Origin of the sequence: Rathayibacter iranicus NCPPB 2253 = VKM Ac-1602 (assembly GCF_003149025.1) — a bacterium.
Taxonomy (GTDB): Bacteria; Actinomycetota; Actinomycetes; order Actinomycetales; family Microbacteriaceae; genus Rathayibacter; species Rathayibacter iranicus.
In genome coordinates, this window is record NZ_QGDV01000001.1 from 337,032 (window position 1) to 359,624 (window position 22,593).

Sequence of the window (22,593 nt, forward strand, 5' to 3'; positions counted from 1 at the left end):
GTGTTCGTAGTGGCGGTATCAGTTGTGCTCTTGAGCGGATGCGTTCCGTCGCAGGGTGAGGCTCGTGGCGATCGGCCGTCGATCAATTTCGTTGCGGGTGCCGCAGTGCTGAATGAAGCGACAGAGACGGTGCAGGAGCCGCTCGACGTATATGGACCTGACATCCGTGGCCGTCAGCTTCTGGATCGTGCGTCGGATTTGCTCACGGAGGACTGCGTGCACCAGGCCGGACATGCGCTCACTCTGGTCAACGTGCTCGATTACCCGCCATCCACTCAGTGGAGCCTCAAGTACTTCGGTCCCTGGACGAAGGACAGGGCCTCGCGGACAGGTCTCGACAGCCCCTACGACGCGCTGTCCGAAGCTCACCGGGTTGAGGATGCGACTATTCCGCCCGAGACGTACTCGGTCATAAAGAATTGCATGGCCGCTGAGACCAAGAGTGACGAGGTGAAGAGTCTGGAGCAGCGTCAACCGGAGGAGTCGATCTTCGAGCGGGGCCGTACAGCGACCTGGTCCTGGGCGAGCGACGACCCGATTTGGCAGGAAGCGCGCACACAACAAGGCGCGTGCTTGTCCGCGAAGGGTTACGCCCTGGAGGAGCAGCGGGCGTCGATCTCTCCGAAGATCGCGGAGGCGCCGAATAGTGAGGCGGGTATTCGCGCGGCTTTGGATCAGGTGGATTGCTTGTCGTCGACGGGCGCGGCGCAGACGTTTGTTGATGTCGTGGCCGCGTATCAGGTGGCGTTCATCGCGGAGAATGAGGCGGCTCTGGTGGCGGATAAGAAGGACACCGATGAGCGCATTGCGTTCGCGCAGAAGGTGATCAGTGAACACGGCGGACACTGACGAGACCCGGGGGCCGCGGCTGCGGCTCGGCCCCCGCCCGTGGGTGATCGTTGTTGTGCTTGTCCCCGTGATCGGCGCGATGGCGGTGGCCTTCCTCCTGGGGCAGGCACTTCGCGCGCCTGACGCGACCGCTTTCGATAATGCTCAGCGGACCCTGACGACGACGGGCACCGTCGAGAAGCGGGCACTACCGCTTCCTTCGGCGCTCGGCACGGTCGGTGGTAGCACGTCCGTCAGCGTCCACGCGGTCGCTCCCGCCGGTGCCGCTGCGGCGCAGATCACGGCTGCACCGCTCGGCTCCGGCGCGGCCGTGACCGATGGCGCACTCTTGTTCGCCGTGGCGGAGCGACCCGTGTTCGCGTTGGCGATCGACGGTCCGCGCTATCGCGATCTGGTCCAGGGTGACGAGGGCGAGGACGTCCTCGCCCTGAACGGCGCCCTGTCCCGTCTCGGCTATGCGGCGGATCCGGAGAAGGCGACCTTCGACTCCGCGACCGTCGCCTCCCTGGCGGCCTTCTACGATGACCGCGGCTACCAGGCGCAGCGCGGACCGGACGTCGTCTCGGCGACTCCCGCCTCCACCGCTCCCGCTGGGACGCTGGCTCCCGCTGCGACGCCCGCTCCCGCTGCGACGCAGGCTCCGACCACCGCGACGCCCGGGCCGAGGGGCGGTCGCCTGCCATTCAGCGAGATCGTCGACCTCGACCGATCCGACTTCACCGTCGCCTCCGCGCCGTCTCTCTACTCCACGGTTCCGGCGGACGGCCAGGTGATGACCTGGACTGTGCCGCCTGACCGCGTGGTCGCGCGTGTCGATGTCGCGTCCGCTGATTCGCTTACGGCAGGAGAGGCGGCGTCGATCGTCGATCCTGCCTCGGCGGGGCACGCGGACGGCGTGATCGAGAGCATCGGGCCGTTCGCCCCGTCGGCAGATAAGTCCGCTCCGGGGCACGACGTCACCGTCATCGTCTCGGCAGAGACGAGACCTGCGCTGCACTCCGGCGCCTCCGTCACCGTGACCTTCGGCGAGCGTGGCGCCGAGCGGCTCGCCGTTCCTGCGACGGCACTTCGGCAGGACGGCACCACGAGCTTCGTGAACGTTGATCGCGTCGGCGGCCAGCAGCGCGTCGAAATCAACGTCCGCGCCGTCGCTGATGGCTGGGCGCTGCTCGACGGTGAGCCCGCGCTCACTGTGGGCGAGACTGTTGTGATCGGCTGACGCGGTGCCGGTCCTTGACTGTTCGGGCGTCCAGCGACGTTTCGACGCCGACAACCACCCTCTGCGCGGCGTCGATCTCGCGGTGCGCCGGGGGGAGTTCATAGCGATCACCGGTCCCTCCGGATCCGGGAAGTCCACACTCCTGAACATCCTCGGTCTGCTTGATCGCCCGAGCGAGGGCCGCTTCAGCGTCGATGGGATCGACACGGCGGTGATGACGGATCGGCAGCGGGACGAACTCCGCGCCCTGCGGTTCGGCTTCGTCTTTCAGGAGGCTCACCTGCTGCCGGGGCGCACGGCCGCGCAAAACGTCGCGGTCGGCGCGCACTCGGGACGGATCGACGTCGACCTGATGGAGGATCGGATCACCGAGGCGCTCGCCGCCGTCGGGCTCGGGCACAAGGCGAATGCGCGCGTCGATCTACTCTCCGGAGGCGAACGTCAGCGCGTCGCGATCGCGCGGGCGCTGGTGCACCGGCCGAGCGTGCTGCTGCTGGATGAACCGACCGGCAGCCTCGACGAGGAGACCGGGGACCGGATCGTCAGCCTCCTCGAAACGCTGCGCGACGGTGGTCTTGCGCTCGTCGTGGTCACTCACGACACGCGTCTGGCCGCGCGCGCCGACCGGCATCTCGCGATGCGGCACGGGCGTCTCGAGGGTCCGGAGGCGCCATCGGACCCGGAGCCCGACGCCTCCTCCCCGAATTCATCACAGCTGCGGGTGCCTCCTCATCGGCGGATCCGTACGCTCCTCTCGGACGCGGTGCTCGGCCTCCTCGCCAAGCCGGCGCGGGGAGTGGTCGCCGTCGCGATCGTCGCGGTCGGAGCCGGCGGATTTGTCGCGGCTGATGCGCTGGCTGTGACCGCATCGCGACAGGTCGATGACACGGTCCGTAGCGCCGCCGGCGACCTCGTCCGGCTGACACCGAGCGGGACGGACCGCGATGTGACCGAGGCGGATGCGGAACGTCTCGCACATGTCGAGGGTGTTCTCCATGTGGGATTGCGCTGGGATGTCGCTGGTCTCCGCGCCCCCGTACGGCGGTCGCAGAATGCTGTGCTCGACGAGAGCGGCGCGGGGGTCCCCGTGGTCGCCCTCGGAGCCGACGCGGTGGGGGCGCTCGAGATCAGCACCGTGCCAACTTCTTCCGCCGCTCTGCTGTCCGCCCCGGAGCCGATCTCGAGTCGGATCGCCCTCGTCGGTGCGGAGGCGGCGGAGCGGCTGGGCATCGTCCCAGGGTCCGACGGGGCAACCCTTTCGATGGGAGGGAAAACCTTCAGCGTCGTAGGGAGCATCGCCTCAGCGAGCCCGGCGGGCGCGGATTTGACCCGGGCGATCGTCATCGGCCACCAGGCGATTGACGTGATCTCGGAGGGCACCCAGGGTGGCATGCTCCTCGGCACGACCGAGCCGGGACTTGCCCGCGCGGTCGCAGACATCGCCCCTACTGCATTGAATCCCGCCGCCCCGACCGCGTTCCATTCCGAGACGACGGCCGACCTCGCGCAGCTGCGCAGTCGCATCAACGATCAGCTCGAACAGCTGGTGCGAACGACGGGGGCCATACTGCTCGTACTTGCGGTGCTCGGCGCCTTCGCCACGGCTTGGAGCGGAGTGAGTGCCCGGCGGGCCGAGATCGGCCTGCGCCGGGCGCTCGGAGCGTCGCGTTCGGCGATCGGGGCTCTCTTCGTGCTCGAGAGCGCGTTGACGGGACTCCTCGGCGGCGCCCTCGGCACTGCTCTGGGCATCGGGGTCGTGCTCGTGACCGCCTCCGGGCAGGGTTGGACTCCCGTCGTCGCGGTGGAGGTTCTCGCGCAGGGGCCTTTGCTCGGCGCCCTGGTCGGCGGAGTTGCTGCCCTCGTGCCGGCCGGACGCTCGGCGGCCGTGGATCCGGCGCGCGAGCTGCGCAGCTGACCGCACACGGGGACGCTCTGACCGCTGCCACACTGGGCGCGTGAGCAGGCTGAGAGTCGTCGTCGCGCCGGATTCATTCAAGGGCTCGGCGAGCGCCATCGAGGTCGCCAGGGCGCTCGCCGAGGGGTGGCGTCGGGAGCGTCCGCACGATGAGATCGTGCTCGCGCCGATGGCCGACGGGGGAGAGGGCACGGTCGATGCCTTCGCACTCTCGGTCCCCGAGGCTCGGCGGCACGCGCTTAGTGTCCCCGGGCCGGACGACCAGCCGGTCCGGACCGAGTGGCTCCTCTTACCGGATGGGACGGCCGTGGTGGAGCTCGCGTCGGCTAGCGGGATCACGCTGCTCGACTCCCTCCGCCCGCTCACCGCGCACACCCGCGGCTTCGGCCGCGTGATCGCGGCGGCCCTCGACGCAGGTGCCCGGGCGCTGCTGCTCGCGATCGGTGGCAGCGCATCGACCGACGGCGGGGTCGGCGCCCTGCGCGAACTGGGTGCGCGTTTCCTCACCGTCGCGGGGAATGAGGTGGGCGATGGTGGAGGCGCGCTGCACGAACTCGCCCGGGTCGACCTCTCGGGGCTGAGGCCGATCCCGGTGGGCGGCGCGAGGATCCTCAGCGACGTCACCCATCCGCTGCTGGGCGACGGTGGTGCCGCACGGGTCTTCGGTCCGCAAAAGGGCGCCGGAGTCGATGACATCCTGCGCCTGGACGACGGGCTCCGCCACCTCGCCGCGCACCTCGACGCAGATGCGGAAGCGGCAGGCGCGGGAGCCGCGGGCGGCACAGGATTTGGACTGCTCGCCTGGGGTGCGCACCTCTCTGCCGGCTCGGCGGCCGTCGGCGAAGCCCTCGGGCTGCCGCGGCTCGTCGCTGGCGCCGATGTTGTGATCACGGGAGAGGGGCGCTTCGACGCGCAGTCGACGGCGGGCAAGGTCCCCTCCTACGTCCTGGGGCTGGCGGAGGCGGCCGGCGCGCGCACGCTGCTCGTCGCGGGCGCGCTCAAGGCGCCGACCACGGCCTTCGCCGCGGCGATGTCGCTGACGGAGGAGGCGGGCTCGACGGCCGCGGCGCTCGCGGACCCCCTACCGCACCTCCGCACGGTCGCCCGCGAACTGGCGGCGCTCGTGAGGTGAGCGGTCGATCCGGGATGTCGGTGGTCGGGCGTACCGTACGAGCAGACCGACACGCCGAGCCGCGGTGTACCCAGAGAACCGACCACGACTCTCCACAGCTGTGGATGATTCGTCCGGATCCGCGTCCTTCCGCGGTTCCGCAGGCTCTGGCCTGTGGATGAACGGGGGAGAAACCGGTGGATAACTACACCGCTGTAACTACTACTTCTAGTGGGCTCACGCCGGGCGCCCCCCTATATGTAGTATTGCTGAGCAGGCCGGAGCGAGAGCCCCCACCCGCACCCCACACTTCGCTACGACCGTCTCCCGAACCCCGCCCGCACACCGGGCCACCGCCGGGAGCGGCCCCGAGGCCCCTCCTCCCCGAAAGGCACCACCCATGGCTGTGACGGTTTACACCAAGCCCTCCTGCGTCCAGTGCACCGCGACCTACCGCGCCCTCGACAGCAAGGGCATCGACTACGAGGTGTTCGACCTCTCCGTCGACGAGAAGGCTCTCGAGGCCGTCAAGGCCCTCGGCTACCTCCAGGCGCCGGTCGTGATCACGGACGATGATCACTGGTCCGGCTTCCGCCCCGACAAAATCGCCTCTCTCTGAGGCGCACGGGCGGCGATTCGCTGCGTTGTCGTCAGTCGCCGTAGCGCCGCTACGGCTCCCTCCTCCGCCTTGCGACTCACCATCCGTGCACCTCAGAGAGACCTGAGGTGACAAGGATGCAGGAATGATGGAAGGGCGAGGGTGGCGGATGGGCGGGCTCGTGTACTTCTCCAGCAGCTCGGGGAACACGCACCGGTTCATCGAGAAGCTCGGCCGGCCGGCTCAGCGGATCCCCCTCCGCGCTCGGCGCGACGGAGCCGCGCTCGACACGCTCCACGTCGAAGAGCCGTACGTACTCGTCCTCCCCACCTACGGCGGGGGTAACGGCGGGGGAGCGGTCCCCAAGCAGGTCGTCCGTTTCCTCAACGATCCGTGCAACCGCTCGCTGATCCGCGGCGTCATTGGCGCCGGCAACACCAACTTTGGTGAGGCCTACTGCCTCGCCGGCGACATCATCGCCCGCAAGTGCGCGATACCGCACCTCTACCGCTTCGAAGTATTCGGAACACCCGACGACGTCCGCGCCGTCGATGAAGGATTGGACTCGTTTTGGACGCAGCAGTGATCGACGCTCCCCGTGACGCCGCACAAATGGACTACCACTCGCTTAACGCGATGCTCAACCTGTACGGCCCGGATGGAGAGATCCAGTTCGATAAGGACCGCGAGGCCGCTCGCGAGTTCTTCCTGCAGCACGTCAACCAGAACACCGTGTTCTTCCACACCCTCAAGGAGCGCCTCCACTACCTGGTCGAGAAGGAGTACTACGAGCAAGCCGTCCTCGACCGGTACTCGTTCGAGTTCATCCAGCAGCTCAACGACCTGGCTTACTCGAAGAAGTTCCGTTTCGCCACTTTCCTCGGCGCCTTCAAGTACTACACCTCCTACACGCTGAAGACGTTCGACGGGAAGCGCTACCTCGAGCGCTTTGAGGACCGCGTCGTGATGACCGCCCTCGGCCTCGCGCAGGGCGACGAGACGCTCGCGACCGCCCTCGTTGAGGAGATCGTCGCCGGCCGCTTCCAGCCGGCGACCCCCACCTTCCTCAACACCGGCAAGGCCCAGCGCGGCGAACTCGTCTCGTGCTTCCTGCTGCGGATCGAGGACAACATGGAGTCGATTGCCCGCGGCATCAACTCCGCTCTCCAGCTCTCCAAGCGCGGCGGCGGAGTCGCCCTCTCGCTCTCGAACATTCGCGAGGCGGGCGCCCCGATCAAGCAGATCGAGAACCAGTCCTCGGGCATCATTCCCGTGATGAAGCTCCTCGAAGACAGCTTCAGCTACGCCAACCAGCTCGGAGCTCGCCAGGGCGCCGGGGCTGTCTACCTTTCGGCGCACCACCCCGACATCCTCCGTTTCCTCGACACCAAGCGCGAGAACGCCGACGAGAAGATCCGCATCAAGACGCTCTCCCTCGGTGTCGTCGTGCCCGACATCACGTTCGAGCTCGCGAAGAACAATGAGGACATGTACCTCTTCTCGCCCTACGATGTCGAGCGCGTCTACGGCATCCCCTTCGGCGACGTGTCGATCTCGGAAAAGTACCGCGAGATGGTCGATGATCCGCGCATCAAGAAGAGCAAGATCTCGGCTCGTGAGTTCTTCCAAACCATCGCCGAGATCCAGTTCGAGTCGGGCTACCCCTACATCGTGTTCGAGGACACGGTGAACAAGGCGAACCCGATCAAGGGCCGGATCAACATGTCCAACCTGTGCTCCGAGATCTTGCAGGTGAATACTCCGACGACCTACAACGAGGACCTGTCCTATGCCACAATCGGCAAGGACATCTCCTGCAACCTCGGCTCGCTGAACATTGCGCTGACGATGGACTCGCCTGATTTCGGCCGCACCATCGAGACTGCGATTCGCGGCCTCACCTCGGTCTCCGACCAGTCGCACATCGCCTCGGTCCGCTCAATCGAGGACGGCAACGACAAGTCGCACGCGATCGGCCTCGGCCAGATGAACCTGCACGGCTATCTCGCCCGCGAGCGGATTCACTACGGATCCGAGGAGGGCATCGACTTCACCAACATCTACTTCTACTCGGTGCTGTTCCACGCCCTCCGCGCCTCCAACAACCTCTCGATCGAGCGCGGCACCACTTTCGAGGGCTTCGCCGACTCGACGTACGCCTCGGGTGCGTTCTTCGACACCTACACCGAGAAGGAGTGGGCTCCGGCCACTGAGCGCGTCGCCCGCCTCTTCGCCGACGCCGGTATCGCCGTCCCCACCCAGGACGACTGGCGCGCGCTCAAGGCCTCCGTCATGGAGCACGGCATCTACAACCAGAACCTGCAGGCCGTTCCGCCGACCGGTTCGATCTCGTACATCAACAATTCGACGTCCTCGATCCACCCGATCGCATCGAAGATCGAGATCCGCAAGGAGGGCAAGCTCGGCCGCGTCTACTACCCGGCGCCATTCATGACGAACGACAACTTGGAGTATTACCAGGACGCGTACGAGATCGGCTACGAGAAGATCATCGACACGTACGCCGCGGCGACGCAGCATGTCGATCAGGGCCTCTCGCTCACCCTCTTCTTCAAGGACACCGCGACGACCCGCGACGTCAACCGCGCCCAGATCTACGCCTGGCGCAAGGGCATCAAGACGATCTACTACATCCGTATCCGCCAGCTGGCACTCGAGGGCACCGAACTCGACCAGTGCGTCTCGTGCATGCTGTAGTGCCCTTTCTCACCCGCATCACCCATCCGCAGTAGCGAGAAGGAATCATGACTCCCCCCGAGAAGCTCAAGCTCGTCGACTCCGTCCAGGCCATCAACTGGAACCGGATCGAGGACGACAAGGACGTCGAGGTGTGGAACCGCCTCACGAGCAACTTTTGGCTGCCCGAGAAGGTCCCGCTCTCTAACGACATCCAGTCGTGGAACACGCTCACCCACGAGGAGCAGCAGCTCACCATGCGCGTGTTCACCGGGCTCACCCTCCTCGACACCGTGCAGGGGACCGTCGGGGCGGTCTCGCTCATCCCGGATGCCATCACGCAGCATGAAGAGGCCGTCTACACGAACATCGCGTTCATGGAGTCGGTGCACGCCAAGTCGTATTCCTCGGTGTTCTCGACCCTGTCGAACACCCAGGACATCGACGAAGCCTTCCGCTGGTCGGTCGAGAACCCGAACCTTCAGAAGAAGGCGTCCATCGTGATGGACTACTACCGCGGCGACGACCCACTGAAGCGGAAGGTCGCCTCCACACTGCTCGAGTCGTTCCTGTTCTATTCGGGCTTCTACCTGCCGATGTACTGGTCCTCGCGCGCCAAGCTCACGAACACGGCCGACCTCATCCGCCTGATCATTCGCGACGAGGCCGTGCACGGCTATTACATCGGTTACAAGTTCCAGAAGGGACTCGAGCGGGTCGACCAGGCCAAGCGCGACGAGATCAAGGACTACACGTTCTCGCTGCTCTACGAGCTCTACGACAACGAGGCGCAGTACACGCAGGACCTCTACGACCAGCTCGGCCTGACCGAGGACGTCAAAAAGTTCCTGCACTACAACGCCAACAAGGCGCTGATGAACCTCGGCTACGAGCCGATGTTCCCCAAGCAGGCCACCGACGTGAACCCGGCGATCCTGTCGGCCCTCTCGCCCAATGCGGACGAGAACCACGACTTCTTCTCAGGCTCCGGCTCCTCCTACGTGATCGGCAAGGCCGTAACCACCGAGGACGAGGATTGGGACTTCTAGGACAGACCGGCGTCCAGCTCTACGAGTCAAGATCCGACCTGGCAGAGCCTTTGTGGCCGGATGAGTTGGACCACATCCGCAGGGCCGTGCCCGAACGGTTCAACGAGTTCTGCACCGTTCGGGCACTAGTCCGACAAGGGTTGGGCGATCTAGGCCTCCCGAGACCACCTATGGTCCCGGGCGAGCGAGGTGAGCCTCGCTGGCCGCTTGGCGTGGTCGGCTCCATCACGCACTGTGTGGGATACCGTGCGGTCGCGATCGGGCGTGGCCGCGAAGTACGCGCGGTGGGGATCGACGCCGAGCCCAACCTGCCTCTTCCCGGAAACGTCTACCAGCGCATTTCGTCGGACGACGAGAGAGCGGCTGCCGATCGTGTAAGGGCTGTGCATCCGGACATCTCCAGCGACAGGCTCCTATTCAGTGCAAAAGAAGCGGTTTACAAGGCATGGTTTCCTTTGGCACGTACTCTGTTGGACTTCGAGGGAGGGCAAATGATCCTGAGTCCGGCAGGGTTCTTCACCGCAGTGATCTGGCCGTCCGCACCGCGGCGGGAGCCGGTTTGCGTTGCGCCTGACCGACTCTTGGGATGCAATCGCTGTACGGAGCGCAGGGCTGGAGAATCCACTCGATGGAGAATTCGGCGCGGTGGTTCACTATCCCGGGCGGGGTCAACGACCTGCTCCGCGACGATCTCGTGCGTCACGATCAGAACACGCAAGGAAAATCACGGTGACATCAATGAACGAAGATCTACTTGACCAGATATTCGGCTGTGCTGCCGAATCATTCGGACCCCCGCACGATAGTGCCGAGGCGGCGTCCGTCATCTCTTTGGAAGAGGTGTTCGCCATCAACTCCAAGAAGCTCATCGACTTCGTGGATCGGATTGAACAGCGCTTTGGTATCGAGCTTCCCGTGACCGAACGCACCAGTGAGAATGTGCTCTATATCCCGAATTTGCTGGGGCTCATCGATTCCGCCCAGAGGTCGCTATGACGACCGATGCGGTGCGGTTCAGAGCCGCCACGACCGAGGATGCGGAAGAACTTCTCAAACTACAGTACCTCTGCTATCAAAGCGAAGCAGTCATCTATGGTTACGACATTCAGCCGCTGACCCAGAGACTGGCTGAAGTCGTGCGAGAGCTCGAAGAGCAGCTGTCGTTCGTCGCCGTTCTTGACGGCCTCATCGTCGGCGGTGTGCGGTCCCATGTCGCCGACTCTGACGTGGTTCTCGGCAAGCTCATTACTCATCCCCGGGCCCAACGAAGAGGTGTCGGGTCGCACCTCATGGCACTCGTTGAAAATGCAGCCCGTGACATTCCCGAGGTGCACGCAGTCGCGCTATTCACCGGTTCCCGCAGCGCCGACAACCTCCGATTTTATCAGCGCCGCGGCTACCAGGTGACCAATACCGACAACGTAATGACATGGATGCGAAAGAGCATTGACTGACGCCGACTGATCGCCCAGTTAGCTGAGGTATGTTGACCCGTTGGCTGCTCTCGTGTTCTTCGTTGCCACTGCTGAGTGCGCAGTCATAGCGCTAGATGATCAGATCGCCACCGAGTTGGACTTTCCCGATACCAGCATCGGATACATGGTTTCGGCCTACGCGGTGGACGTGATCGTTGGCGGTCCGCTGCTGGTCGCGACTCCGGAAGCGCAGCGTGCGGGTTCGTGCTCAGAGGGCCAGGAGCATTAGCTTCTCGGGCTTCGGCTCTGCTCTACGTGACCGGCAGAGCCGTAACGAACCGCGGGACGAGGGCGAAAAATCCTAGGCGCTTGCTCCGCGTTCTGGCATTTACAACGAACGTCTTCTCCTCTTGCGGGTGAGCCGTTCGTCGTGTCTGGCGCCGGTCGAAGCGGCCTCTCGGACCTACTCGGCTTGGAGCGCCGCGCGAATGGCGGTCAGCAGAGCGGGGGCGTGCACGGAGACGGTCGCCAACAGCCGGTCGTTGTCGAGGGCTGCATAGTTGTGCGCCGCAACGTTCCGTGTCGCTCGAAGTCCCTCGACCGATGCGGCGGGGAGTCGCGCGACGATACCTCAGGCAGGTCGCGGTGCACGAAGTCGGCGAGGTTGATCAAGGCGAGCGCGCCGATGTCTCTGCTGTCGGAGACCGGGCGGAGGAACTCCTCGCGACCATCCCTCGTCGCGCGCTCAAGGCGGGCGAGCAGGCGGTCGGCCTCGGCGAGCATGCGGCTCCGCTCCTCGGTGGAGTCAGCTGGCCGTCGCGGTCGCGCCGTGAATCCGCTCGATCCGGCCTCGCTCACAGAGGTATGGCCTCGCGGCGAATGCCCGACACGGTGTCGTTGCCGTCCACGTCGACCACGACATCGACAGGGAAGCCCAGGATCTCCTCCGCCCGCGCGCGGAACGCCGCCAGCCGGAGGAAGTCCACCGCGGGTTCGGCCACGACGAGGAGGTCGACGTCACTCCGCTCATCGTCGGTGCCGCGCGCGGAGGAGCCAAACACTCGGACATCCGTCAGCCCGTGATCATGAGCGAGTCGGCGGATGTCGTCGGCGAGGTACTCGAGGGCAATTGATGGGCGAAGTCGGGCAGCTCGGAGGAGGCGGTCGAGCATCTCCCGGGTTCGGCCGGCGGGCGTCCGCTTCAATGGCCGCGATGTTCGGCTGGCGGAGTCCGGCAGCGGTGGCGAGCGCACCCTGCGACGTCTTCGCGGGCGCGTCGCACTACGGCGCCGACGGAGATGTTGTTGAGGAGCACGACGACACGATATCGCCGCGATATGTCAGAGCGCGAGGCGCATCAGCGCCGGGGGGAAGCCATTGAGCACCGACGTCGTGTCGGCCGCCTTTGAGAAGCCGGCGCGCTCGAAGAGCGCACGAGTGCCGACGTACGCCACCGTGAGATCGACCTTCACGCCGGCATTGTCGACCGGGTACCCCTCCACTGCGGGAGCACTGTGCGCCCGGGCGAACTCGACCGCGCCCTCGGGTAGCGGATGAGAGACGCCACGCCCGCGAAAGCTCGGGCGAACGCGGATGCACCAGACAGTCCACACGTCGAGGTCATCGACATGTGGGATGCGTCGGTTCCTCGAGTAACTTGTGTCGGCCCGCCAATGCACGGCTGCCCAGCCGACCACGTCGTCGCCGTCGTACTTGAGGACACGCGGGAGCCGTCCACCGCCCGCTCTGGCTGGCGAGGTGTTCGTAACCGAGGTTGAGGCAGGAGTGGAGCGCTCTCGGAGCGCCGATTGGCTGTCTCAACCTCGGTTACGAACGGGACAGGCTCCCCTTTGCCCCTCGGCCCGACGAATCGCACCAGAAACCCCTGCACAGGGTTAGACGTCCACCCTCCGCGGCCCTACCGTGGGGGAGGTATCCAACGAAGGAGCACTCTCTGTGAAGCACGTCCCCCTCGGCACCTCCGGTGTCGACTCCCCGAACGTTGTCCTCGGCCTCATGCGCATCTCCGAGATGAGTGACGAGGCGATCCGCGGTCTTGTCGGTGCGGCCCGCGACTTCGGCATTGACTTCTTTGACCACGCGGATGTCTATGGCGGTGAGTTGCACCGCTGCGAGGAGCGCTTTGCCGAGGCGATGGCGCTCACCTCGTCCGAGCGTGAGCAGGTGCTGTTGCAGACCAAGGCGGGCATCGTGCCGGACGGTCCGTACTTCGACTTCTCGTACGAGCACCTGATCGAGTCGGTCGAGGGCTCGCTGAAGGCGCTGCGAACCGACTACATCGACGTGCTCCTCCTGCACCGTCCCGATGCGCTCGTTGAGCCGGATGAGGTGGCGCGCGCTTTCGACAAGCTGCACGCTGCCGGCAAGGTGAAGTATTTCGGTGTCTCGAACCAGACGCCTTACCAGATTGAACTGTTGAAGAAGTCGCTCAACCAGCCGATTGTGGCCAATCAGCTGCAACTCTCGATCACGCATTCGCCGATCGTCGGTCAGGGTATCGCCTCGAATATGCTCGCCGAAGAGCAGTCGGTGATGCGCGACGCGGGGATTCTCGACTACTGCCGCCTGAACGACATCACCGTGCAGGCGTGGTCGCCGTTCCAGAGCGGGTTCTTCACCGGCGTCTTCCTCGGCAACCCGCAGTTCGCCGAACTCAACACGGTCATCGACCGCCTCGCGGCACAGTACGACGTGTCGGCTATCGCCGTTGCGACCGCCTGGATCACCCGCCACCCGGCCAAGATGCAGGTCGTCCTCGGCACGACGAACGAGCAGCGCGTGCGCGACGCGGCCCTCGGCTCCGACCTTCCGCTGACGCGCGCGGAATGGTACGAGCTGTTCCGCGCCGCGGGCCACATCGTCCCCTAGAACTCCCACCCCGGAGAAATGCGCGTCGGCGCAGAAGAGGCACGGACCCGCCGAGGGTCCGTGCCTCTTCTCATACGTGCCGTCAATCGTCGGCGGGAGCATCACGTCGCTTTTCGCGGACGAGATCCGCCACGGACGGGAAGTCGCGGGTCACCGTCAGCCAGAGGCGGGAGCGGTCGATGACGTCGTAGTGGTGAACGAAGTCCCGGTTCTTGGCGGTCAGCGACCAGAGCGGGTCCCGGAAGCGTTCAGGATCGTCGCTCGTCAGACGCTTGGCCAGCACGCGGGCACTGTCGCACGCCTCCGCGCGAAGGCGGCGAGCGAGAAATAGCTCGTCTGCGGATCGGCGTCGACGAGAAGGTCGATGTCGCTCTCGCGCGTCGAGCGCTCCTGAGCGACGGAGCCGATGACGGACAGGGCGGTGATTCCGGCGCTGGTCGTTAGCGCGAGCAGCTCGGCGCGGTGCGACCGCAGGTCTTCGAGGGGCGGCGCGGTCGTGCCTCCGTCATCCGTGTGTGCGTCGATGATCCGACCGTACCGACGCCCGGTGGAGGAGTACAGCGGGAGCGGGGAATGCCGGGAATAGGAACGAGCCCCCTGCGTTGAACTTGAGCGTAACCGACTCAACTTCCCCAGGAGGACTGGTGCCTGACAACTTCAACGAGGCCGGAGCGAACTCGTTCGACGACTTCCTCGCCCGCTACCTCGACGGTGAGCGCGCCCGCGCGGCCCGGTCGATCGACCTCAGCCGATTCCTCACCGCCCGTACCCAGAGCATCCTGCAGTCCGCAGGACGCTTCGCCCTCGAGCGCGGCCAGACCGAACTTGACGCCCTGCATGTGCTCCGCGTCCTCATCGACGATGAGGCGGTGTCGCAAGCTGTCCGCCGTCTCGGCGTGGATCCCGCCGTCATCGCCACGGCCACCGAGGCGCGTCTCCCGCAGGCCGACGAGGCCCACGCCGCGCAGAACGCTGCGACCATCACCCCGAGCGCTCAGAGGGCGCTCTTCCACGCCTACCAGGTCTCTCGCTCCAGCGGCTCGACCTACATCGAGCCTGAGCACCTCTTCTTTGCGCTCGTTCTCGGCCAGGACGCTCCCGCCGGGCAGGTTCTCGCTCGCGCCGGCGTCACCGCCGAGGCCCTTACCGAGGGCATGCGCGAGGCCGAGGCCCCGCAGCAGCAGGAGGCAACTCGGCCCGCGTCCGATACCCCGATGCTCGACAAGTTCGGTACCGACCTCACCGCGCTCGCTCGGGAGGGCCGGCTCGACCCGGTGATTGGACGCGCCGATGAAATCGAGCAGACGATCGAGATCCTGAGTCGCCGCACCAAGAACAACCCGGTGCTGGTCGGCGAGGCGGGCGTCGGCAAGACGGCGATCGTCGAGGGCCTGGCCCGCGCGATCGCGGCGGAGGAGGTGCCCGAGCAGCTACGCGGCAAGCGCGTCGTGTCGCTCGATTTGCCCGGCATGGTGGCCGGCACCCGCTATCGCGGCGATTTCGAGGAGCGCCTGACCGGCACGATGGACGAGATTGCTGCGCATGCGGGAGAGCTGATCGTCTTCATCGACGAGGTGCACACTGTGGTCGGTGCGGGCGGAGGCGCCGAGGGCGGCATGGACGCAGGCAACATTCTCAAGCCCCGGCTGGCTCGCGGCGAGCTGCACCTCGTCGGAGCCACGACGCTCAAGGAGTACCGCACGATCGAGAAGGATCCGGCGCTGGAGCGGCGCTTCCAGCCGGTCCGTGTGGGCGAGCCGAGTATCGAAGACGCGGTGGCGATCCTGCATGGCCTGCGTCCCGCCTACCAGGAGCACCACCGGGTGACCTACACCGATGAGGCCCTGCGTGCCTCCGTCGAACTCTCGGCGCGATACCTGACCGACCGTGTCCTGCCGGATAAGGCGATCGACTTGATCGACCAGGCCGGGGCGCGGCTCCGCCTGAAGCTGGGTGCGGGTGTGGACTCTGCTGCGCTGCTCGAGCGTCTAGCCACGCTGGAAGCCGACAAGAACGCGGCCGTCTCGGCCGAGCACTATGAGGAGGCGTCGCGGATCCGCGACGCCATGACCGCCGTGCAGACCGAGCTCGATGCGACGGCCATCCCCGTCCAGGCGATCATCGGCGAAACGGAGATCGCCGCGGTCATCGCCCGTGCGACCGGTATTCCGGTCTCGCGGCTGACGGAGGGGGAGCGCGAGCGCCTTGCGCACCTCGAGTCGGAGCTGCACCAACGGGTCATCGGCCAGGAGGATGCGGTCACCGCGGTCGCCCGAGCCGTGCGCCGCAGCCGCACTGGGCTCGGCGACTCGTCGCGGCCCGTCGGCTCGTTCTTGTTCCTCGGCCCGACCGGTGTCGGCAAGACCGAACTGGCGCGTACCCTCGCCGGCTCGCTCTTCGCGGACGAGCAGGCGCTGATCCGCTTCGACATGAGCGAGTTCGGGGAGCGACACACGGTTTCGCGACTCGTCGGTGCCCCTCCCGGGTATGTCGGCTATGACGAGGCCGGACAGCTGACCGAGCGTGTGCGCCGCAATCCTTACTCCGTTGTTCTGTTCGACGAGATTGAGAAGGCGCACCCGGACGTGTTCACGCTGCTGCTTCAGGTGCTTGACGACGGTCGACTGACCGACGGGCAGGGGCGCACGGTCGACTTCCGAAACACCGTGATCATCATGACCTCGAACCTCGGTTCGGAGTTTCTGGCTTCGCGGTCGGGTGCGCTCGGCTTCGTCGCGCACAGCGACACGTCGGCGGAGGGTTTCGCCTCGGAAAAGGACCTGCACGACCGCGTGATGGGTCGACTTCGCGAGGCGATGCGTCCCGAGTTCCTGAACCGGATCGACGAGATCGTGCTGTTCCGTCGCCTCGGCCGCGAGCAGCTGCGCGAGATCGTGGGGATCGTTCTCGACGCCACTCGTGCACGCCTGGCTTCCCGCGGGGTTGCGCTCGAAGTGACGGAGGCGGCGGTCGACTGGCTCGCCGAGAACGGGTACGAGCCGCAGTACGGTGCCCGTCCGCTTCGCCGCCTGGTGCGGCGCTCGATCGACGATGGAATCGCGGACCTGGTCATCAGCGGCAAGGTGTCCGATGGAGGCGCCGTTCGCGTCGATACGGTCGCCGGCGAGCTGCGTGTCCTCGCCGCCTAAGCCCTGCTCTCCTCTCTCTCCTCCCCGAGATGCCTTTTGAGACCGCTTTTCTCGGTGTGTCGCGTACTCAAGTGGCATCTCGCAGGCGGGAGGGCAGGAGGGGGGAGACTGGGGGAGGCATAAGGGCGCGACGACCGGAGGCACGATGTCGAATCCGCGGTACTACGACCCGGTGGGCAAGGCAATCAAGTCGCTCCTGGTGCTGAGCCTCGTCTGTTTTGCACTCGCGGTTGGACTCTTCGCGCTCGACATCGTCACGCCGGGGACGGTGACCGATGCGCGTCGGCCCTATGCGGAGGCGAGCGGGGCACTCGCCTCATTCGGGATCTTCGCGCTGATCGTGTATTTCGCAACGGTTGCGATAGTCGGCGCCATTCGCGGTCGCGGGCAGTAGACAGCACCGGCAATACCGGGCCCGCCGGCGCCGCCGAAACGCGTTCGGCTCGCAGGATCCGCGGATCCTGCGAGCCGAACGCGTGCTCACGAGCCGGAGGTGCGGGTCAGGGGCACTTCTTCGCAGTGATGGTCACTTTGAGGGCCGCATCCGGAGCGACGGGCGAGCCGGCCGCCGGTTCCTGGGCCGTGACCTGCCCGGTGTCCGGGGCATTCGAGTCCTCGGAGCAGGCCAACGTGAGCTTCGTGAAGCCCGCTGCTCCGAAAGCGTTCTTCGCGGCGTCGAGCCCCTGCCCCGCCACGCTCGGCACGGTCTTTTGAGTACCGGAACTCGTGAAGACGGTGATGGTGCTTCCCGGTGCTGCCGTGCCGGAGGGGTCGGCGCGGGTGATGGTTCCAGCAGGGGCGCCGCTTGCCTCGGCACCACCCTGGAGAAGGCCAAAGCCTGCGGAGTCGAGCTTGGCCTTCGCGTCGGCGACGGTGAGCCCCTTCACGTCCGGGACGGTGGTCGCGGGTACGACCTGCAGCGATCCATCCGCCACGGGGAACTTGTCGCCGCCGTACTTCGCGTTTGCCGTCTGCATGTAGGGCTTCCAAATCCGGTGTCGCGCGAGCGCTGCGGGTCCGGACGGGAACTTCACGGCCCGCTGATTGACGTAGCCGTTCACGTTCACGACACCGACGACCGTCGCGACCTTCGTGCTCGCGCCGCTCATCCACGTGGCGATGGCGTCGTCGGTCGTTCCGGTCTTGCCGATCAGGGGCGTGCCGTCACCGGGATCGCTGAACGTGGTTGTCCCGCCGTCGAAGGTGGATTGCAGAGCGACAGCGGCGGTCGCCGCAACGTTGCCGTCGATCGCCTGCTTGCAGTCCGCGGCAGGAATGGGAAGGGAAGCCTCGTTGGAGTCGACGATCTTGTCGATCGCGATTGGGTTGCAGACTGTCCCACCGGCAGCGATACCCGCGAAGGCGGTGGCCATGCTCAGCGGAGCAATCTCATTGGTCCCCAGGACCGCGGACCCGTTCTCTCCGAGGACGTTCCCATCGGCGCGATGCACGCCGAACGATTCGGCAGTGCCCTTGATCGCGCAGAGGTCCAGCTTTTTTGCCATCGCGACGAAGCCGGTGTTCTCGGACTGCTTCGTGCTGTACGCCGCGGTCCAGATGCCGCCGTTGCCGCCCTCATCGTTCTTCGGCGACCACCCGGCCTGCGACCAGGTCCCGTTAGCGTTGCAGCTGTCCTTGAAGGTGCCCCAGTCGGAGCGGACCTTCGCGTCCACGCTCTCGTTGAGGCTGTGCCCCTCCTTGAGCCACTCCATCAGCGTGAAGATCTTGTAGGTGGATCCGGGCTGGAAGCCGGAGGATCCGCCGTAGGAAAAGTCGGTGTTGTAGTTGACGCCTGTCGCCGTGGGGTCGGAGGCCTGGACGTCCGGATCCTGCGAGTACGTCTTGTTCTGCGCCATTGAGAGCACGCGTCCGGAGCCGGGCTGCACGCTGACGACGACCGCGCCGACGTCGAAGTTTGCCATGGTGCGCGGGACCTGGGCGTCGAGGTTCCGCTGTGCGGCATTCTGCAGATCGACGTCGAGTGTCGTGTAGACATCGAGGCCGCCGCGGCGGAAGTTACTCCACCGGCTGTCCTCATCGGCACCGAAAATCTCGTTGTTACGCAGGACGTTGGTGACGTAATCGCAGAAGAAGCCTGCGTTGCCGGCGGTCGAGCAGCCGGTGCTGGGCTGGGTGATCGTCGGCTCGACGGGAGTGGCGACGGCGGCGTCGTGATCCTCCTGCGAGATCTTCCCCTCCTGGAGCATCTTTCCGATGATGTAGTCGCGGCGGTCTTTGTTGCGGGCGTAACCGTTCGCGGCACCGTTATCCGCGTTGTCCGGCTGGTCGATTCGCAACACTGACGGGTTGTTGACGATGGCGATGAGCGATGCTGCCTGGGCGATGGAGAGGTCGGCCGCAGTGGTGTTGTAGTAGTAACTCGCGGCGGTCTCGAGGCCGTAGGTCGTGCCTCCGAAGAACGCGATATTGAGGTAGCCCTGGAGGATTTGATCCTTCGTGTACTGCTTCTCGATCCCAATCGCGAACTTCATCTCGCGGAGCTTGCGCTCGGGCGACGTGCGGGTTGCCTCATCGATTGCCGCAGTGCGCTCGGACTCGTCGGTGATATCGCGTACGGCCTTCTCGACGAGCACGTTCTTGACGTACTGCTGGGTGATGGAGGAGCCGCCTTGCACGTCGTTGCCGAGCACATAGGTTTGGGCGACTGCGCGGAGCGTGCCGGGGAGGTCGACTCCGCTGTGCGAGTAGAAGCGGGGGTCCTCACCCGAGACGGCGGCGTCCTTCGCGGACTGCGCGATCCGGTCGAGCGGGACTTCGACGCGGTTCTCCACGTAGAAAGAGGCGAGTAGCTGCGATGAACCATCGGCGCCCGTGGCAAAGATGTTGCTCTTCTCGGACAGCTTGTCGACTTCGAGGTAGTCGGGCAGTCCGTCGAAGACTCCGATCGACTCGTTCGCGGCGACTCCTGCGAGCGCCACGGCGGGGGTGACGGTGGCGGTCACGAGGACGCCGGCGGCGACGCTCATGCCCAGGAAGCCGACGGTCGCCTTGACAACGCTGCCGATGGTCCTTCTGTCGGACGCCAAATCTTCTCCTTCGGGAATCCCCCCGGGATGCTGCGACGACGGTGGCCGACGCCCCGCGCTGTCTGCGCGAGATCAACCTCGACAGACTAACCCGAGACCCCCCGAAGACAAAGACCCGGCCAGAGGCCCAAAAAGTCTGTGGAGGTTCGGAGGTGCAGCGATTGTCTGCCGGGTGCGACTCCCGTGAGTGCTCAGGCGGTGACCGGCCAGACGTAGTCGAGGTCGTTCGGCGTGCCTGGAAAGAGCGGGGCGTAGTGCACCTCGTCCTTCGCCACGAGATTCGAGCGGTGCGAGAGATGCACGAGCTCAGCACCGAACCACGGCGGCATCGGATAGTCGCCGGACTGGTATGCGGCGAGGTCCGGCGGCACGGCCGCGAGTGCCGCCTCCGTCTTCACCAGGCAGGTGTCGGCAAAGCCGCGAGCGGCCCACTCGGCGCAGGTTTCGCGCTGATACGCCATGAGGGCGGGCCGATAGCCGCGCCACATCCGTGTGACGGGGTGGTTCTGCCAGCCGTAGCCGGGCACGGTGAGCGCCCGCATCACCTGGAGCGTTTCGACCCGCTGCTTGCCCAGTCGTCTGCTGTCGAGGGCGCGGACGCTGTTGCGCAGGTCGGGGTAGGGGAGGAAGGTCTGCATCTCCTCCATTCAACAGCCGCAGGACGCCCCGCGGCCACCGTCCCGTTACGCCCACTGTCGCCTGCGCGCGTGTGGGACTTCCTGCGACAAGCCGGTGCGCTTCCGCACCCGCGACGGCGCGACGGAGGCGTGGATCGAGGGGTCGAGCCGCTACTTCGCGGTCTCGGAGCCGGCCGTGCACTCCGCTCTCGTGGTGGCGGTGGCCGTCGCTCGGGACTGAGGGCGGGAGAGTAGCAGCTGCTTGCGACACTGCTTCGGTGCCGCAGGGCTTTGGGGCATTCTCGTACCAGGTGACGGAGTCTCAGCCGCCGACGGGTGGGAGCGCGGACGCCGGGCTTGGCTGCCCGACTGTCCACGCGGGGCCCGCCGACCGCGCCGCCGACCGCGCCGCGGTGACGGTAGACGGGCGTGGGTCTCGGCGCCTCCGTACACTGGCGCGCGAGAGTGACCCCCCTGAGGGTGGGGTGGAAGGAATGGCCGACAACAATGAGCAGTCACGATCGAAGCGTCCGGCATGGGCGCCTGCGGCCCCGGTCCGGTGCCCGCTCCCTCCTTCTCGTGATGGCTGCGTGTCTCGGCGTGCTCGCCGTGAGCGGAGCCTCGCTCGTCGCGATCGCGACGGCCAGCATCAGCCGGAACGTCGCGGACAACGCGGTCGACCTGGGTGTCACGGCTCCCGGCGACGCTGGCCCGCAGACGGGGGCGATCGAGGGCGGCTTCTCCGTTCTCGTCGTCGGCACCGACAACGACGCGACCCAGGGGGAGCGATTCGGAGTCCGCGACGCGACCCTCAACGACGTCAACATTTTGCTGCACGTCTCAGCCGACCATCGAAGTGCGACAGTAATCAGCTTCCCGCGCGACCTGATCCTCGATCGACCCGACTGCACAAACGCCGAGACGGGCGCTGTCAGCGCGGCGGAGACGGGTGTCACGCTGAACTCGACGTTCGAGGACGGCGGCCTGGCGTGCGTCAACGACACCTTGCAGCGGTTCACCGGCCTGACCGTCCCCTACGCCGGCTGGGTGTCGTTCGACGGTGTCATCGAAATGAGCAACGCCGTCGGCGGTGTCCCGATCTGCCTGTCCGGTCCGATTCTCGACACCGACTCCGGCCTCGACCTGCCCGCGGGCACCACAACCGTGTCCGGAGCGACGGCGCTCGCGTTCCTTCGCACACGCCACGGTGTCGGCGACGGGAGCGACCTCAGCCGCATCTCCTCGCAGCAGCAGTACCTTGCCTCTCTCATGCGCACCGTCCGCTCCGCGAATACCCTCTCGAACTTCCCGGCGCTCTACGGACTCGCCCACGCCGCGTCCTCAAACCTGCACCTTTCGACCACGATGACGAGTCCGGCGACGATGATCGCGCTCGCGCTCTCGCTCAAGGACATTGATCTGTCGCAGATGGTCTTCGTGCAATACCCGGTGCTCGATGATCCAAACCGCCCCGGGAAGGTCGTTCCGGACACGGTGCTCGGCGCCCAGCTGATGGCGCGGGTCGTCAACGACCAGCCCGTCACGCTGGCCTCGACTCCGCCCGCAGAGCAACCGCCCCAGGGCGACGGGACGCCCGCCGCGACCCAGGAGTCGGCCGCTCCGGAGGAACTGGCCGCCCCCGGCCAGACCGCGGCTCAGCAGACCTGCGCGGTCCCGTCGAACTGAGCGCCGCCGTTCATCGGTCCGGTGCTAGCGGGGCTGCGCGGTCAGACGTCTTCGCCGATGGAGAGGCGGAGCCGGTGGATCTGAGCGTCGAGAGCCGCATAGCACTCCTGATCCGAGGGTGTGTGTCCGAGGCGTGACCCGAGGTCGGTCCGGAACCTTTCCCTCATGTGGCGCAGAAGGGTCTCCTCGTGGGCGAGGCCGACGCCCGCGAGGAAGCTGCTGTTGAGGTTCGCGAGCACGCCGATGCTGATGATGCGGTCGTCCAGCGTGACGACGTCGGGGCGGTCGTGAGGCGTCATGTGACTATCTCCGGCGTGGGGAGTCGATCGTGAAAGGCTCGGTCGTCGTCATG

General features: G+C 66.2%; 24 protein-coding genes and 1 pseudogene. 17 read left to right on the plus strand and 8 right to left on the minus strand.

Annotated features, from left to right (window positions below):
* The 12 genes from B0H03_RS01680 (at window position 1) to B0H03_RS16445 (ending at window position 11,142) form a co-directional block, all read left to right on the plus strand.
* Window positions 1–849 (plus strand): hypothetical protein, encoded by an 849-nt coding sequence (locus B0H03_RS01680; protein ID WP_133248930.1) that lies wholly within the window; start codon window positions 1–3, stop codon window positions 847–849.
* Window positions 830–2,068 (plus strand): hypothetical protein, encoded by a 1,239-nt coding sequence (locus tag B0H03_RS01685; RefSeq protein ID WP_104266403.1) that lies wholly within the window; start codon window positions 830–832, stop codon window positions 2,066–2,068. The genes B0H03_RS01680 and B0H03_RS01685 overlap by 20 nt, the downstream gene beginning before the upstream one ends.
* A gap of 4 nt (window positions 2,069–2,072) precedes the next feature.
* On the plus strand, window positions 2,073–3,983 hold the full coding sequence (locus B0H03_RS01690) for an ABC transporter ATP-binding protein/permease (RefSeq protein WP_104266404.1): 1,911 nt from the start codon (window positions 2,073–2,075) through the stop codon (window positions 3,981–3,983).
* Between the two features lie 49 nt (window positions 3,984–4,032).
* Window positions 4,033–5,115: a glycerate kinase gene (locus tag B0H03_RS01695; RefSeq protein ID WP_202129849.1), complete on the plus strand. Its 1,083-nt coding sequence runs from the start codon at window positions 4,033–4,035 to the stop codon at window positions 5,113–5,115.
* A 379-nt stretch (window positions 5,116–5,494) separates the two neighbouring features.
* Entirely contained in the window at window positions 5,495–5,713 is a 219-nt protein-coding gene (gene nrdH / locus B0H03_RS01700; protein WP_104266405.1) for a glutaredoxin-like protein NrdH, read from the plus strand.
* Window positions 5,714–5,861: 148 nt separating this feature from the next.
* Window positions 5,862–6,278 carry a class Ib ribonucleoside-diphosphate reductase assembly flavoprotein NrdI gene (gene nrdI / locus B0H03_RS01705; protein ID WP_104266406.1) on the plus strand — a complete coding sequence of 139 codons (417 nt, stop codon included), beginning with the start codon at window positions 5,862–5,864 and terminating at the stop codon, window positions 6,276–6,278.
* Window positions 6,279–6,304: 26 nt separating this feature from the next.
* Window positions 6,305–8,410 (plus strand): class 1b ribonucleoside-diphosphate reductase subunit alpha, encoded by a 2,106-nt coding sequence (nrdE, locus tag B0H03_RS01710; RefSeq protein ID WP_104266441.1) that lies wholly within the window; start codon window positions 6,305–6,307, stop codon window positions 8,408–8,410.
* Window positions 8,411–8,457: 47 nt separating this feature from the next.
* Window positions 8,458–9,438: a class 1b ribonucleoside-diphosphate reductase subunit beta gene (gene nrdF / locus B0H03_RS01715; RefSeq protein WP_104266407.1), complete on the plus strand. Its 981-nt coding sequence runs from the start codon at window positions 8,458–8,460 to the stop codon at window positions 9,436–9,438.
* A 65-nt stretch (window positions 9,439–9,503) separates the two neighbouring features.
* Window positions 9,504–10,196 (plus strand): 4'-phosphopantetheinyl transferase family protein, encoded by a 693-nt coding sequence (locus B0H03_RS17380; protein WP_419956886.1) that lies wholly within the window; start codon window positions 9,504–9,506, stop codon window positions 10,194–10,196.
* Complete coding sequence (locus B0H03_RS16085; RefSeq protein ID WP_104266409.1) at window positions 10,177–10,434, plus strand: hypothetical protein; 258 nt, start codon at window positions 10,177–10,179, stop codon at window positions 10,432–10,434. Before B0H03_RS17380 ends, B0H03_RS16085 begins: the two co-directional genes overlap by 20 nt.
* The gene (locus B0H03_RS01725; protein ID WP_104266410.1) at window positions 10,431–10,892 is read left to right on the plus strand and encodes a GNAT family N-acetyltransferase; all 462 of its coding nucleotides are present in this window, start codon (window positions 10,431–10,433) and stop codon (window positions 10,890–10,892) included. Before B0H03_RS16085 ends, B0H03_RS01725 begins: the two co-directional genes overlap by 4 nt.
* A gap of 40 nt (window positions 10,893–10,932) precedes the next feature.
* Window positions 10,933–11,142 carry an MFS transporter gene (locus tag B0H03_RS16445; protein ID WP_146082782.1) on the plus strand — a complete coding sequence of 70 codons (210 nt, stop codon included), beginning with the start codon at window positions 10,933–10,935 and terminating at the stop codon, window positions 11,140–11,142.
* A 174-nt stretch (window positions 11,143–11,316) separates the two neighbouring features.
* Here B0H03_RS16445 and B0H03_RS17385 read toward each other — a convergent pair whose 3' ends face one another.
* The 3 genes and pseudogenes from B0H03_RS17385 to B0H03_RS01745 form a co-directional block, all read right to left on the minus strand.
* The gene (locus tag B0H03_RS17385) at window positions 11,317–11,481 is read right to left on the minus strand and encodes a HepT-like ribonuclease domain-containing protein (protein ID WP_109714837.1); all 165 of its coding nucleotides are present in this window, start codon (window positions 11,479–11,481) and stop codon (window positions 11,317–11,319) included.
* A gap of 226 nt (window positions 11,482–11,707) precedes the next feature.
* Window positions 11,708–12,058 carry a nucleotidyltransferase family protein gene (locus tag B0H03_RS01740; RefSeq protein WP_127844083.1) on the minus strand — a complete coding sequence of 117 codons (351 nt, stop codon included), beginning with the start codon at window positions 12,056–12,058 and terminating at the stop codon, window positions 11,708–11,710.
* A 135-nt stretch (window positions 12,059–12,193) separates the two neighbouring features.
* Window positions 12,194–12,580 (minus strand): annotated as a pseudogene (locus B0H03_RS01745) (GNAT family N-acetyltransferase); the annotation flags it as partial.
* A gap of 229 nt (window positions 12,581–12,809) precedes the next feature.
* Here B0H03_RS01745 and B0H03_RS01750 point away from each other — a divergent pair.
* Window positions 12,810–13,742, plus strand: coding sequence for an aldo/keto reductase (locus tag B0H03_RS01750; RefSeq protein WP_258062084.1), 933 nt, complete (start codon window positions 12,810–12,812; stop codon window positions 13,740–13,742).
* An 82-nt stretch (window positions 13,743–13,824) separates the two neighbouring features.
* Here the strand turns inward: B0H03_RS01750 and B0H03_RS01755 are convergent, their stop codons facing one another.
* Window positions 13,825–14,025, minus strand: a complete 201-nt coding sequence (locus tag B0H03_RS01755; protein ID WP_104266414.1) for a ribonuclease HepT family protein — start codon at window positions 14,023–14,025, stop codon at window positions 13,825–13,827.
* The gene (locus B0H03_RS01760) at window positions 14,007–14,369 is read right to left on the minus strand and encodes a nucleotidyltransferase family protein (RefSeq protein WP_104266415.1); all 363 of its coding nucleotides are present in this window, start codon (window positions 14,367–14,369) and stop codon (window positions 14,007–14,009) included. The genes B0H03_RS01755 and B0H03_RS01760 overlap by 19 nt, the downstream gene beginning before the upstream one ends.
* 17 nt (window positions 14,370–14,386) lie before the next feature.
* On the opposite strand from B0H03_RS01760, the gene B0H03_RS01765 reads away from it, so the two are divergent.
* Together B0H03_RS01765 and B0H03_RS01770 are read left to right on the plus strand one after the other, a co-directional pair.
* Complete coding sequence (locus tag B0H03_RS01765) at window positions 14,387–16,891, plus strand: ATP-dependent Clp protease ATP-binding subunit (RefSeq protein WP_104266416.1); 2,505 nt, start codon at window positions 14,387–14,389, stop codon at window positions 16,889–16,891.
* Between the two features lie 145 nt (window positions 16,892–17,036).
* On the plus strand, window positions 17,037–17,285 hold the full coding sequence (locus tag B0H03_RS01770) for a hypothetical protein (RefSeq protein WP_104266417.1): 249 nt from the start codon (window positions 17,037–17,039) through the stop codon (window positions 17,283–17,285).
* A gap of 106 nt (window positions 17,286–17,391) precedes the next feature.
* On the opposite strand, the gene B0H03_RS01775 is transcribed toward B0H03_RS01770, so the two are convergent.
* A complete protein-coding gene (locus B0H03_RS01775) occupies window positions 17,392–19,938 on the minus strand; it encodes a transglycosylase domain-containing protein (protein ID WP_237399266.1) in 2,547 nt (848 codons plus the stop codon).
* Between the two features lie 191 nt (window positions 19,939–20,129).
* The gene (locus tag B0H03_RS01780) at window positions 20,130–20,576 is read right to left on the minus strand and encodes an MSMEG_6728 family protein (RefSeq protein WP_104266418.1); all 447 of its coding nucleotides are present in this window, start codon (window positions 20,574–20,576) and stop codon (window positions 20,130–20,132) included.
* Between the two features lie 94 nt (window positions 20,577–20,670).
* On the opposite strand from B0H03_RS01780, the gene B0H03_RS17220 reads away from it, so the two are divergent.
* Both B0H03_RS17220 and B0H03_RS01785 read left to right on the plus strand, forming a co-directional pair.
* The gene (locus B0H03_RS17220) at window positions 20,671–20,796 is read left to right on the plus strand and encodes a hypothetical protein (protein WP_258062085.1); all 126 of its coding nucleotides are present in this window, start codon (window positions 20,671–20,673) and stop codon (window positions 20,794–20,796) included.
* Window positions 20,797–21,062: 266 nt separating this feature from the next.
* Window positions 21,063–22,241 (plus strand): LCP family protein, encoded by a 1,179-nt coding sequence (locus B0H03_RS01785; protein ID WP_104266419.1) that lies wholly within the window; start codon window positions 21,063–21,065, stop codon window positions 22,239–22,241.
* A 41-nt stretch (window positions 22,242–22,282) separates the two neighbouring features.
* On the opposite strand, the gene B0H03_RS01790 is transcribed toward B0H03_RS01785, so the two are convergent.
* Entirely contained in the window at window positions 22,283–22,540 is a 258-nt protein-coding gene (locus B0H03_RS01790) for a hypothetical protein (protein ID WP_104266420.1), read from the minus strand.
* Window positions 22,541–22,593 lie beyond the last annotated feature (53 nt).

What these genes read in the sequence shown, in the direction of transcription:
- B0H03_RS01790 (WP_104266420.1), bottom strand. Translation starts at nt 22,540, where the DNA reads ATGACGCCTCACGACCGCCCCGACGTCGTCACGCTGGACGACCGCATC.
- nrdF (WP_104266407.1), top strand. Translation starts at nt 8,458, where the DNA reads ATGACTCCCCCCGAGAAGCTCAAGCTCGTCGACTCCGTCCAGGCCATC.
- nrdH (WP_104266405.1), top strand. Translation starts at nt 5,495, where the DNA reads ATGGCTGTGACGGTTTACACCAAGCCCTCCTGCGTCCAGTGCACCGCG.
- B0H03_RS01785 (WP_104266419.1), top strand. Translation starts at nt 21,063, where the DNA reads ATGAGCAGTCACGATCGAAGCGTCCGGCATGGGCGCCTGCGGCCCCGG.
- nrdI (WP_104266406.1), top strand. Translation starts at nt 5,862, where the DNA reads ATGGGCGGGCTCGTGTACTTCTCCAGCAGCTCGGGGAACACGCACCGG.
- B0H03_RS01770 (WP_104266417.1), top strand. Translation starts at nt 17,037, where the DNA reads ATGTCGAATCCGCGGTACTACGACCCGGTGGGCAAGGCAATCAAGTCG.
- B0H03_RS01780 (WP_104266418.1), bottom strand. Translation starts at nt 20,576, where the DNA reads ATGCAGACCTTCCTCCCCTACCCCGACCTGCGCAACAGCGTCCGCGCC.
- nrdE (WP_104266441.1), top strand. Translation starts at nt 6,305, where the DNA reads ATGGACTACCACTCGCTTAACGCGATGCTCAACCTGTACGGCCCGGAT.
- B0H03_RS16085 (WP_104266409.1), top strand. Translation starts at nt 10,177, where the DNA reads ATGAACGAAGATCTACTTGACCAGATATTCGGCTGTGCTGCCGAATCA.
- B0H03_RS01725 (WP_104266410.1), top strand. Translation starts at nt 10,431, where the DNA reads ATGACGACCGATGCGGTGCGGTTCAGAGCCGCCACGACCGAGGATGCG.